Genomic DNA, 11,438 nt, shown 5'->3' on the forward strand with positions numbered 1-11,438 from the left:
TAGTGTCCCAGGCCCGGCCAGAGGATGAAGCAGCTAAAGATACGATGGATTTTTTCGCACTTATTTTAGTTGAGGATCATGGGGTCAGCAATCTTGAGGTTCTGCCTGTAGAGGATCCATTGAAAATATGGATTGGCTATGATCACGAAGGGGAATATCATAAGCATTGTTTCGATCGTGAGAGTGCGGAGAAGTTGTTGGCTGATATTAACTCAAACCCCATTTACAACAATCAATAGCGGTTTAACGCTGTGAATTAAGGACATAAGTTTAACAAATCAACGTACACTTAAGTTATCTGGGCAAAAGAGGAGTGCTCTTGGGTTTGAAAATAGATACATAATGGTGGAACGCTTGGCACTCGCTATGCTATACTGTAAGTGTAAGGAGCGTTTTCAACCACCTAGTAGGAGGCGCAAACGATATGGCTGAACACCTAACAGCTGCACCGATGCAATGGATAGATAGCGCCCACATGATCATTAAAGCTGAATATGCGAAAGCTTGTGAGAGCCGAGACGCCCATTTTTCACTCGGCCAAGTTTTTGATGCGATAAAAAAAGCCTAGATCTGCGTATGCAGTCAGGCTTTTTGTCATCTTCAGCGATTTATCGAGCTGGAACCTGTGGGCTAGTCCCATTAGGACCTGCGTTATCAATATCTGGATCATTGCGAATATCACGGGGCAGTTGTGGCATAACACGACCTACAATATCAGCCATTTGTTCTGCAAAGCCTGTGATGGGTCTGCCAGCTTGAATGTTATCCCGGATGTTGCGTAAGCGTTGATCTAAATCCATATCTGCTGTCACGATCGCATTGACACCGTAAGGATCCTTCTTGAGTGCCTCGGCGACTGAATATTTTACCGTTCCGACTCTGGCGCRATCAAGCTCCTTTTTAATGTTAATGCCGACGACAGCTGTATTGCCGAAGACGACGCAATGTGCGCTCTCCACTTGAGGGATACCCAATGCTAGGTTTTCCAAATGCGCTGCAACCGCCTTAGAATCTTTGATTTCAAGCTTTTGCGGAGCAATTTGTTGAACTTTTACTTGTCTTTGATTCGTATCTTGAGAGGGGGCACCACTTTTCGGCGCTTGACTGCAGCCTACCGCGAGGATCAGTATCAGTCCGCATACGTATATTAGTCTCACCAGAATCGTTCCCTTCTTTCCTTGAATCTCGCGTTTAGTTTGTCCTGTACAGCTAGGTTGTATGTATGAATATAACCAATGATCTAACGCCAAATCTGGGAGGGGACACACCAATGAAAAAAATTTACGTGTTAGATACCAATGTACTGCTTCAGGACCCTAATGCTTTATTCGCATTTGAAGATAATGAAGTGGTCATACCCGCCGTGGTGTTGGAAGAAATCGATTCTAAGAAACGGAATGCGGATGAAATCGGTCGCAATGCCAGACATGTCTCAAGGTTACTAGACGGATTAAGAGCCAAAGGCAATTTATCCGATGGCATTACCCTTGGGCATGGGGGCAGCATTAAAGTGGAGCTTAATCACCGCAGCTTTGCGAAGCTGCAAGATACGTTTGCTGAATTAACCAATGACAATCGCATTCTTGCGGTTGCACTTAACTACCATCTGGAAGAACAAGAAAATGATGTGGCTAGACCCGTTGTTATCGTTAGTAAAGATACATTGGTTCGAATCAAAGCGGATGTGCTAGGTATTCCGGCTCAGGATTACTTAACGGATCGGATTGTGGCTCAAACTGATATGTATACCGGCTATATCACGCTGTTCGTTCACCCATCGATCATTGATGAGTTTTACTCGTATCGCTTCTTGACCGTTACTTCACTGAATTTGAGCTATATGCTGCATCCGCATGAATTTGTCATCTTGCGTGATGAACTAGGATCTTCCAAATCAGCGTTGCTGAAAGTAACGCCTGATGCCAAAAAGCTTGAGCCGCTTTATATGAGCAATGATCCCATTTGGGGAATTGCCGCGCGAAATGCGCAGCAGCGAATGGCTCTTGAGCTTCTGCTCAATGACGACATCCCGCTCGTCACCCTGACTGGGAAAGCGGGAACTGGTAAGACGCTGCTTACATTAGCTGCAGGGCTCATGAAAATCGAGGATGATCGCAAATACAAGAAACTGTTAATTGCTCGTCCAGTTGTTCCGATGGGCAAGGATATTGGTTACCTGCCTGGTGAAAAAGATGAAAAGCTGCGTCCTTGGATGCAGCCGATCTATGATAATTTGGAATATTTATTCGATACCAAAAAGCCGGGTGATATTGAAAAAATACTTGCCGGTCTAGGTAGTATTCAAGTAGAGGCGTTAACGTATATTCGTGGACGGTCGATTCCTGGGCAATTCATTATCATCGATGAAGCACAGAACCTCTCGAAGCACGAAGTGAAAACCATCGTATCTCGCGTTGGTGAGGGCAGTAAAATCGTTCTCCTGGGTGATCCGGATCAAATCGACCATCCTTACCTAGATGCATCGAGCAATGGGCTTACGTATGTGGTAGAGCGCTTTAAACAGGAAGGCATAAGCGGGCACATCACATTAGAGCGCGGCGAACGCTCTCATCTGGCGCAACTGGCAGCGGATTTGCTATGAGAAAAACTTCAATCGAAGTAATTCGAGGATTGGCGACCGCGTTTCAAAGGTAGTTTTTATCGCCAATAAGAATTTGTTCTTCCGAGCCACGGAAACTTAAAATTCTTATGTGGTAAAAAGAGAAAAGCCCACATCAGACGATGTGGGCTTTTGGCTGTCTTAGCGCAATATTTCGATGCTGCAGCGATAGGCTTTGGCGATGCCGTGCATCAATTCCTCGAGCTGACGATCAACGACATACACGTCGTGATTTTGGTCGTCCTTGTATTGAGCGATGAGATGCTCTTCGACTTGGAGGGCTGCTTGATCGACCTCGATTGCTGGACTGTTCGCTGCGAAACGGAAAGGGATGACGATTTTATCGTACAAATAGTTATAGTCAGCGCGGCTAGTAAATCCGTAATCACTGAACAAATCCGTCAATTCCGCCTCAGCGCCCAGCAAACGAAGATCCATGAGCGTAGTCTCAATGTTAAAATGTGACGTAACCTCAAGTGCTGCGCGTTGCTGCTCTTCATTACTAACAATTAGCATTTCTTTATCGCGATCGAATAACTCGACTTTGCCGGCAAGAGCCTTAACAATTTGGGCATAGAAGCCAGGTATTTTCCCATCGGGCAGATCCATCATAAGACCAATCTTGAATTCCATTGTTGCTCGTCCTCACTTTATTTTCATTATCCCTACTAGTTTACAGAGATAATTTGAGTTTCACAACTGCCACACCTTTTTTGGTTTCAACACTAATGACATCGAGGTAACTCACGGATTTTTTAGGTACAAAACCTAATGAAAATTCCTTTGTAAAGTCTGCGATCGTTGTATCGGGTAACTTAAAGCTGTTAAATTCCAGATTGTCCACAACAAATCGGATTTCATTCATATTATCTGCGTTAGTAAGTAGGATAAAGTTCCCTTGTATGGATATTTGTAGGTCACCTTTTTTGCCTGTTGCAACCATAGATCCTTCATTGAATTCAAAATTCAATGTTTTCAGAAGCTCGCTCTTTGAGTGAAGATACAAATTAAAATCTGTGTCCGTAAGATTGACAACAGGTGTTTTGGAAGTGATGCTAATATACTTACTGTCCGACAACAAAAATTGTGGGAGTTCGCGGAAGGCCATGGATAAATTGTCTAAATAATCCCTTGCCAGAGGTAAGCCGTCTTGCTTCCATTGGTCGTTTAAGCTTTTGATTTGGGACGCTATCACCTGCGCTTGGGCGCTGACAGCCAGCTGTTTGTCCAGCTCTTCTTGAAGCTTAACGAGCCTTTCACGCTGCTGTAGGAATTTATCTTTGGTTACTTGCAGCTCAGCCCGAGAATTGGTTAGTACAGTTTGCAGCTTTTTGAGCTTTTCGAACGAATCCGTGAAAGCCGTTAGTGAACGATGGTCATTGGTGATGATCATTTGTAAGTATTCGAACATACGCAAGACATCGGTGAAGGAGTTTGCCGCAAAGAGAAGCATCCAAATCGAATCTCGATCTCCCGTATAATAGGCTCGTAATACTTTCCCAGCATGCTTTCGGGTCGTTTCAACATTGCCATTTTGTTTCACAATATCTTGTTCATTCTGTTTAATTTGCTCGCCGATTTTGGCATCCTGTTCGTTTAAACGAGCAACCTCTTTATCGATTTCGAAAATAGTAAGTCCTTTTTGGATCAGTTCTTTGGCTTCGTCTTGAGATGCCTTCGTTTCTTCGGCTAGAGCACCGCCAGAAGTTAATGTGAGTTGCGTTAGCATTACAATGGACAACAGCATAGCTGTGAGTTTTTTAGAATTCATTGATGGTATTCTCCCCCTATGAATAGATTATCATATTTCTATTAAATGAAGCACAAAAAAATACTTACCTTTGGGGAAAGGTAAGTATTTGACCTCCCATGCTTATTTTTTAGCCGCGGGAGTTAACAGCTTGAGAATATCATCAAAACTCTTTACCTTCGCAGGAACTTCCTTCGTCAAAGGAGCGCCTTGATTAATAGCATCGTAAGTTTGTTTCAGTACAATATGATTGTCGAGAGCTTTACCATCCATCGTCACTGTGAATGTGATATCCAAGGATTGGTCGCGAATAAAGCCTTTATCATCAATCGCAATTTTCATGCTGCCTGGTGCTTTGAGCACAAGAGAAGCAAGCCCATTTTTCTTAAGTGCTTCAGCTTTGTCAGCTGTTATATAACCATTCGTTTGTAAAGTCCCGATGAACTCTGGCAGCTTGGCTTGAAACTGTGTATTGATTTCTTTCACATTTTTGGTAGTCAAATCAACCTGAATTGATTTAGCTGTTGTTCCATCGGCCAGTTTAACTGGGTCCTTGGTTTCCTTATACCATTTGGCATCGATACCTTCGAAAATCAACTTACTAAGAGCCGTAGAAACTTGAGGGGAATTTTTCAAAGTGTCAGCGTTTAAAGGGCTGGTATTCGTTCCGCTCATTTTTTGTAAATCAATCGCGTAATACTCATCTGCCGTCTTATTTAAGGCTGGCAAATTAAAATACAATTTGCTATCTTTAATGAGAATTGGTAAATCGATAGGGGATGTAGATCCCTTTGGGGTTATTCGAAAATCTGATTGKAACTGAAGGGGCTCTACATTGCTAACACCCTTCCAAGTAATCGAGCTTTCTCTGATCAAAGATAACAACCCGTTCGTAAGCGGGTTAGCTGATTTCATTAAACCATCACTGATCGCGAGAGTCGTGCTTCCATCGAAGGTATACGACTTCATTTCTGATTGTTTGTTTAGGGATTGTTGAAATGCTTCTTTGACTTTCGTGTTGTCTGTACAGGCTGTCAACGAGACTAGGCTAATTGCCGTTATCGCTGTTAGGGTAATCCACTTCTTTGTCATGCTGGGCTGTCTCTCCTTCCATAATCCTTTATCATTATAAGGGTTTCATATTCATTTGTCTTTAAGTAAAGAACTGGGGGTTTTACACTCGTGAATCAACTAGCGAGCAATAGTGTAATAGCGGCATTGAAAGAACGTATTTATTCCGCGAAAAATCAAATGATCTCCTTTCGAGATTATATGGAGATTTGTTTGTACCAGGATCCAGGCGGTTATTATCGCAAGGATCAAATAAAGATAGGCAAGCAAGGAGATTTCTATACCAGTTCGTCTATTGGAACCATCATGGGTGAAATGGTGGCTACGTTCATTCATAAACAGATTCAGTGTCAATCCAATTTGCCAACATACATTGAATTGGTCGAATGGGGGGGTGGGAACGGACGAATGGCCCTCCAACTGCTTGATGAAATGAAAAGGGCAGCGCCACACGTCTATGTTCATTTAACGTATACACTCATTGAATCGAGCCCCTATCATCGCCAGCTGCAAAAAGATTTGCTTGTCGAACATGAGAAACACATTCGTTTTTTAGATGAGACAGCGTGGTTGAATGAGGCGCCTCAGGAACATGTATATGTACTGGCTAATGAATTGTTGGATGCATTCCCGATTCATCGCATTCGATATAAGGATCGAGCGTTCCAAGAGTCTCATGTTATTTGGCAGGAACAAGAGCCTCAATTCCGAGAGATCTGGGTACCCCTGCAATCCCAACGTATAGTAGACTATCTAACCTCATTGGAAGTTCAATGGCAGGATGGGCAGTTGGGGGAAATGAATGTAGAGGCAGTAGATTGGTATGAACGACTTTCCCGGCGAATCCTTAGCGGATGTGTGATCGCAATCGATTATGGAGATGTAGCGAGTGAACTATTTGCCTCTCATCGTCAGCAAGGAACTTTGATGTGCTACCGTAAGCATGAGGCTCATGATAATCCCTTTATCGATCAAGGGCAACAGGACATAACGGCTCATGTCAATTTCAGCTTGTGCCAGGCGGCCGCAGAATCCAGTGGATTTGAAGCAGGTCAGCTGCAAACGCAGCGTCAGTTCTTAGTTGAGCAGGGCATTTTGGAAAAGCTGCAAAACCATTTCGATCCGAATCCCTTTAGTGAGGTTTCCAAAAGGAACCGTTCCATCCGGCAATTGCTTCTAAGTGATGGGATGAGTGAATTGTTTAAGGTGTTTGTTGCCATGAAAAAAGGTGAACCGGCATAATAGCCGATTCACCTTTTTGTTTGTCGTCTGCGTTAGATGGACATTTTGAAAAATGACCAGTACGTAAATCCGCTGAAGGAGATAATCATATATCCCCAGAACAACAATATGTAAGTACGTTCTGACAAGCGCATATAGCCTAGAATGACGAATACGGCAGTTTGAAAAAAGAAAATCAGAGACATAGGTATCATATCGCCAGCTAAGCTCATTAGTGCGATAACAAGTGTCCAAAAACATAGAACCCGAAACATGCGATCCATTCTCGTTACATCCCCCTCTCGTACCACGTTGCACTTTAACTACAACACATTATACCGTTTGATCCAAGTGGTGTAAACCGTCAAACGGTGAMGAAATTGAAAACATTTCATCATATAGACGTAGTATGTCTTTTTATACGAATCCCATGTATGAGGGTCAAAAAATTTGGCAATACCATTTAGTATCAAATAGATTCTATGAACTCTAGTACGGGCATAGAAATAGTAATAATGGCAACGAATCAATTGATACCTGTCTGACTAATTGATTCTTATTTATGATGCATCCGCAATAGGAGAGATTTTGATCAGGAATCGAAGCTCCCGAAAAGGAGAGACTTTGCTCTCCGACCAAAGATCCCTATAATTTGTTAGGAGGTTTGGCCTTATGTCGGCAATTAGACAAGATGCTTGGAGCGATGAAGACGACTTAATTTTAGCGGAGTTGACATTGCGTCATATCCGAGAAGGAAGTACACAATTATCTGCGTTTGAAGAAGTTGGAGAGCGCATTGGGCGTACAGCGGCCGCATGTGGGTTTCGTTGGAATAGTTTTGTTCGGAAAAAATATGAGGCGGCTATTCAAATCGCCAAAGCACAGCGTCAGAAACGGACACAGTTGAAAAAGCATGCTCCTGTATCGATTTCCGGTTCTTCTTCAATCGGTCTACTTGATAGTACAGAAGCATCAACAGGCAAAAGTGAAGGTTTTACAGAAGAGACGCTATCTATTGATGCTGTCATTCGTTTCTTAAGGCAATGGCGCAGCACCTACCAGGATATGAATCGTCATATTAAATCATTGGAAAAAGAGCTGCAGGAGAAAGAGGACGAACTCGATAGACTTGGCAGAGAGAATAATAAGCTGAATAAGCAAGTGAATGAAGTTGAAACCGATTATCGTGTTGTTAATGATGATTATAAAGCGCTTATTCAAATTATGGATCGTGCTAGGAAAATGGCTTTCCTTGTTGAAGAAGAGGAAGAAGAAAAGCCTCGATTCAAAATGGATGCTAATGGTAATTTGGAAAGAGTAGATTAAGTGTTATTCAGGAGACAATGAAGAGTCACGGATCAAGGGAAGCCTTGGTCTGTGGCTTTTTTGCTGTATAATAGTGGGGACTTGTATAAAGGGTGGTTATAGAATGCATATCATGATGATTGGCGCAGGCTCACTTGGGTTACTCTTTGCTTCGAAGCTTGCCCCTTTTTGTGCGCAATTAACGGTAGTAACGAGATCGGTAGAACAAGCTAAAGAATTGGCGGAGTACGGTATTAGGTTAGCTGGGATGGAGTCGCAAGAGGCTGATCTTGAGAAGCCGATTGTTTTCTGCAGCTATCCAGAAGTTTCAAGTGGAGGCGTCGTTACCCGACCGCACCATGTCGACTATATCTTCTTGATGGTAAAGCAAACGGCCATTTCGTCAGAGCTAATCGACTATATACGAAGTCAAATGACTGATCATACTTACCTAGTCTGCTTTCAAAACGGAATTGGTCATGAAATCAAATTAAGCCAAGCGCTTGGTAATGATAAGCTTTTATTTGCGGTAACGACGGAAGGGGCCAAACGAAACGGACCCAATTCAGTCTGTCATACCGGACATGGTATCACGTATATTGGCGTTCTAGAATCCGATGAGCAGCTTGCCGAAAACGGTCAACATATTTTATTCATGCAGATGTTGGAGTTAGCAGGATTTCGTGCGGTTTTGTCGAAAAATATGGAAGTTAGAATCTGGAGTAAGTTAGCGATTAATGTTGTCATTAACCCGCTAACAGCGATTTTACGTGTGCCAAATGGTGAATTGCTTCGTTCGGATTGGACACGCTCACTCATGCAAGATCTCTATCAAGAGGTGCTCCACTTGGCTGTGGCCAAAGGAATTAAGCTTCCGGATGAGCTGTGGGATACCATTGTTGAAGTTTGTCTGGCAACGCAAACGAATCATTCCTCCATGTTGCAGGATGTAGAGGCATCACGCCAAACGGAAGTTGATTATTTGAATGGCAGCTTGGTTAAAATGGCCAATGAATTGGGCCTCGAGCTTCCCGCGCATAGTATGGTGTATAGAATGATTAAAGCAATAGAAAAATAAGAGGTGACGCTGCGTGCTAAATGGATTAGTAAGTCTATTATCTACCTTATATGCAATTTTGGCCGTAGCGCCATTTATTACGTTTGTTTTCGTGTGGTTCCTCATTTTTCTCTTTCTAAAAGATAAGAAGATGACCACAAGGTTTACTATGGATGTGACAACATTATTTCTACTAGGCTCCGTTTCTTTGATGTGGAACAAACTCTTTCATACGCAATTTGGTTTCTGGTTGATCGTACTGATCTTATTAATTGCATTTGGTATTATTGGTGGTTATCAAAACCATTTGAAGGGGCAAACTAATTTAATTAAAGTAGGCAGGCTTGTATGGCGACTTAGTTTTGTCGGCTTGTCTGCTCTATATATACTGCTCTTTTTTGTGCGTATCAGTAAAAATTACCTTTTTTCAACATAGAATGAGGTGGATCTACCTGATTTTGGATGTTCTGGGCAATAATTTAGTGAATGTTTGTAATATTTATTTGAGATTTGTAGAAAATAACAAACAAAATCGTCTAGATTTTATTGACCGTTGGTTGTATAATTAGAAACCGTGAGAGTAAATTTTTTTACCTGTTAATTATTCGTCGGTAAATTATTTGTGGACAAACTCTTCGGATATGTTATAATTCCTTGCGTAGACTCTAGTAATTTTTTTTACCAGAGATACGAGTCATGTAAAATAACATTAAAAAAGCGGTTTCATTGATTTCCGGGTTAAAGGTGTAAGGTTTATGTAAATAAAACTAACAAAACACCTAACCATAGATGTCTAGACATACATATTTTAAAGGAGGAGTTTTATGAAAACGACAAAATGGGTTTCTACAGCAGTAGCATTAACACTTATGGGTAGCGTAGCAGTTGGTTGCGGTAAAAAAGAGGAAACAACACCAACAACATCACCAACTGGTGGAGCAACAGGTACTGCAGCTCCAGCTTCCAACAAACCTCAAGAAATTAAAATCAATTTCTCAGCAGAGCCACCTGTTATGGATAGCTCCAAAGCAACAGCAAATGCTGCTTTTACTTTCATTAGCGCATTTAACGAAGGTCTATATCGTATTGATAAAGATGGCAAAGCAACTCCTGGTCTTGCAAAAGATTTCCCTAAAATTTCCACTGATGGTCTTACGTACACAATCGATATTCGCGACAATGCGACTTGGTCAGACGGCGTAGCAGTGAAAGCTCAAGACTTCGCTTATTCCTTCAAACGTACTTTGGATCCAGCTACAAAAGGGCAATATAGCTTCGTAGTAGCATGGATTAAAGGTGGAGAAGCTGTAACTAAAGCGAAAACTCCTGAAGATGTGAAAAAAGCTCAAGAAGCTCTTGGCGTAAAAGTTGTTAACGACAAGCAACTTCAAATTACACTTGAAAAACCAATCGCGTTCTTTACACAAATGCTTGCATTCGGTACTTTCTTGCCGCAACGTGAAGATTTCGTAACGAAAGCTGGCGAGAAATATGGCGCTGAAGCTGATAAAGTTATCGGTGCTGGTCCGTTCATTTTGAGCAAATGGGATCATGGACAAACGCTTGAACTAGTTAAAAACGAAAAGTATTGGGATGCTGCTAATGTGAAGCTTACAAAAGCAACTGTCAATATCGTTAAGGATCCAAATACTGGTCTTAACCTTTATGAAACAAATGCGTCTGATTTGGCAGAAATCAACCGTGATCAACTGACTTTGTACAAAGGTAAACCGGACAACCTGCCTAAACCAGAGTTGACGAACTCCTACCTGATGTATCAAACGAAAAAAGTTCCTGCCTTGGGTAACAAAAAAATCCGTCAAGCGCTTGGAATGGCAATCGATCGTCAAGCTTACGTAGATACAGTTCTTGCTAATGGATCCGTAGCTTCTACTGGTCTAGTACCAGGTGGTACTTCTGACGGTGCTGGCGGCGACTTCCGTAAAACGGCTGGCGAAACGCAACCGAAATTTGATGCTGCTAAAGCTAAGACATTGCTTGCTGAAGGTTTGAAAGAGCTAGGATTAAAAGAGCTTCCAAAAATGAAAGTGAACGCGGATGATACAGAAACTGCGAAAAAATCACTTGAGTTTATCCTTGCACAATGGAAAACAAATCTTGGATACACAGCTGAAGCGAACCCAGTTCCTCACGCATTGCGTATCGAGCTTTCCTCCAAAAAAGATTTCGAAATCGTTCTTTCCCTATGGGGCGCAGATTACAACGATCCAATGACATTCTTGGATATGTGGGTAACTGGCGGCGAGTTTGACGAAGGCGACTACAGCAATGCAGAATACGATAAGCTTGTGAAATCCGCTCAAACAGAAACAGATGGTACGAAACGTGCGAAATCCTTGGTAGAAGCTGAAAAAATTCTTATGGACGATCAGGGTGTAGCACCATTGTACTTC

The 11,438-nt window shown here is 42.2% G+C and carries 13 protein-coding genes; 8 read left to right on the forward strand and 5 right to left on the reverse strand.

Translation table 11 applies throughout. The features are described 5' to 3' along the window. On the forward strand, positions 1 to 239 hold a 239-nt coding region (locus AC1DVJ_RS28535; RefSeq protein WP_477595854.1), incomplete at its 5' end, for a hypothetical protein. Between the two features lie 185 nt (positions 240 to 424). Next, positions 425 to 568, forward strand: a complete 144-nt coding sequence (locus AC1DVJ_RS28540) for a hypothetical protein (RefSeq protein ID WP_477595856.1) — start codon at positions 425 to 427, stop codon at positions 566 to 568. Positions 569 to 608: 40 nt separating this feature from the next. Here AC1DVJ_RS28540 and AC1DVJ_RS28545 read toward each other — a convergent pair whose 3' ends face one another. After that, positions 609 to 1,157: a YhcN/YlaJ family sporulation lipoprotein gene (locus AC1DVJ_RS28545; RefSeq protein ID WP_477595858.1), complete on the reverse strand. Its 549-nt coding sequence runs from the start codon at positions 1,155 to 1,157 to the stop codon at positions 609 to 611. 113 nt (positions 1,158 to 1,270) lie between these two features. On the opposite strand from AC1DVJ_RS28545, the gene AC1DVJ_RS28550 reads away from it, so the two are divergent. Beyond that, positions 1,271 to 2,602: a PhoH family protein gene (locus AC1DVJ_RS28550; RefSeq protein ID WP_056609685.1), complete on the forward strand. Its 1,332-nt coding sequence runs from the start codon at positions 1,271 to 1,273 to the stop codon at positions 2,600 to 2,602. A gap of 159 nt (positions 2,603 to 2,761) precedes the next feature. Here AC1DVJ_RS28550 and AC1DVJ_RS28555 read toward each other — a convergent pair whose 3' ends face one another. The 3 genes from AC1DVJ_RS28555 to AC1DVJ_RS28565 form a co-directional block, all read right to left on the reverse strand. After that, complete coding sequence (locus tag AC1DVJ_RS28555; RefSeq protein ID WP_477595861.1) at positions 2,762 to 3,253, reverse strand: hypothetical protein; 492 nt, start codon at positions 3,251 to 3,253, stop codon at positions 2,762 to 2,764. Positions 3,254 to 3,293: 40 nt separating this feature from the next. Next, on the reverse strand, positions 3,294 to 4,391 hold the full coding sequence (locus AC1DVJ_RS28560) for a hypothetical protein (RefSeq protein ID WP_477595863.1): 1,098 nt from the start codon (positions 4,389 to 4,391) through the stop codon (positions 3,294 to 3,296). Positions 4,392 to 4,493: 102 nt separating this feature from the next. After that, on the reverse strand, positions 4,494 to 5,462 hold the full coding sequence (locus AC1DVJ_RS28565; protein WP_477595865.1) for a hypothetical protein: 969 nt from the start codon (positions 5,460 to 5,462) through the stop codon (positions 4,494 to 4,496). A 90-nt stretch (positions 5,463 to 5,552) separates the two neighbouring features. On the opposite strand from AC1DVJ_RS28565, the gene AC1DVJ_RS28570 reads away from it, so the two are divergent. Continuing rightward, positions 5,553 to 6,683 carry a class I SAM-dependent methyltransferase gene (locus AC1DVJ_RS28570; RefSeq protein WP_477595867.1) on the forward strand — a complete coding sequence of 377 codons (1,131 nt, stop codon included), beginning with the start codon at positions 5,553 to 5,555 and terminating at the stop codon, positions 6,681 to 6,683. Positions 6,684 to 6,715: 32 nt separating this feature from the next. Here AC1DVJ_RS28570 and AC1DVJ_RS28575 read toward each other — a convergent pair whose 3' ends face one another. Next, a complete protein-coding gene (locus AC1DVJ_RS28575; protein WP_477595869.1) occupies positions 6,716 to 6,946 on the reverse strand; it encodes a DUF2626 domain-containing protein in 231 nt (76 codons plus the stop codon). A gap of 388 nt (positions 6,947 to 7,334) precedes the next feature. Here AC1DVJ_RS28575 and AC1DVJ_RS28580 point away from each other — a divergent pair, with 388 nt between their 5' ends. From AC1DVJ_RS28580 to AC1DVJ_RS28595, 4 genes are all read left to right on the forward strand, one after another. Next, positions 7,335 to 7,988: an RsfA family transcriptional regulator gene (locus AC1DVJ_RS28580; RefSeq protein ID WP_477595871.1), complete on the forward strand. Its 654-nt coding sequence runs from the start codon at positions 7,335 to 7,337 to the stop codon at positions 7,986 to 7,988. A 103-nt stretch (positions 7,989 to 8,091) separates the two neighbouring features. Next, on the forward strand, positions 8,092 to 9,045 hold the full coding sequence (locus AC1DVJ_RS28585) for a ketopantoate reductase family protein (protein WP_477595873.1): 954 nt from the start codon (positions 8,092 to 8,094) through the stop codon (positions 9,043 to 9,045). A gap of 13 nt (positions 9,046 to 9,058) precedes the next feature. Then, positions 9,059 to 9,460 (forward strand): DUF3397 domain-containing protein, encoded by a 402-nt coding sequence (locus AC1DVJ_RS28590; protein ID WP_477595875.1) that lies wholly within the window; start codon positions 9,059 to 9,061, stop codon positions 9,458 to 9,460. Positions 9,461 to 9,848: 388 nt separating this feature from the next. Beyond that, positions 9,849 to 11,438, forward strand: a 1,590-nt coding sequence (locus AC1DVJ_RS28595; RefSeq protein ID WP_477595877.1) for a peptide ABC transporter substrate-binding protein, incomplete at its 3' end; no start/stop codon positions are given.

This window comes from Paenibacillus sp. P4_A9 (genome assembly GCF_056402415.1).

What these genes read in the sequence shown, in the direction of transcription:
- AC1DVJ_RS28580 (WP_477595871.1), top strand. Translation starts at nt 7,335, where the DNA reads ATGTCGGCAATTAGACAAGATGCTTGGAGCGATGAAGACGACTTAATT.
- AC1DVJ_RS28550 (WP_056609685.1), top strand. Translation starts at nt 1,271, where the DNA reads ATGAAAAAAATTTACGTGTTAGATACCAATGTACTGCTTCAGGACCCT.
- AC1DVJ_RS28555 (WP_477595861.1), bottom strand. Translation starts at nt 3,253, where the DNA reads ATGGAATTCAAGATTGGTCTTATGATGGATCTGCCCGATGGGAAAATA.
- AC1DVJ_RS28585 (WP_477595873.1), top strand. Translation starts at nt 8,092, where the DNA reads ATGCATATCATGATGATTGGCGCAGGCTCACTTGGGTTACTCTTTGCT.
- AC1DVJ_RS28560 (WP_477595863.1), bottom strand. Translation starts at nt 4,391, where the DNA reads ATGAATTCTAAAAAACTCACAGCTATGCTGTTGTCCATTGTAATGCTA.
- AC1DVJ_RS28575 (WP_477595869.1), bottom strand. Translation starts at nt 6,946, where the DNA reads ATGGATCGCATGTTTCGGGTTCTATGTTTTTGGACACTTGTTATCGCA.
- AC1DVJ_RS28540 (WP_477595856.1), top strand. Translation starts at nt 425, where the DNA reads ATGGCTGAACACCTAACAGCTGCACCGATGCAATGGATAGATAGCGCC.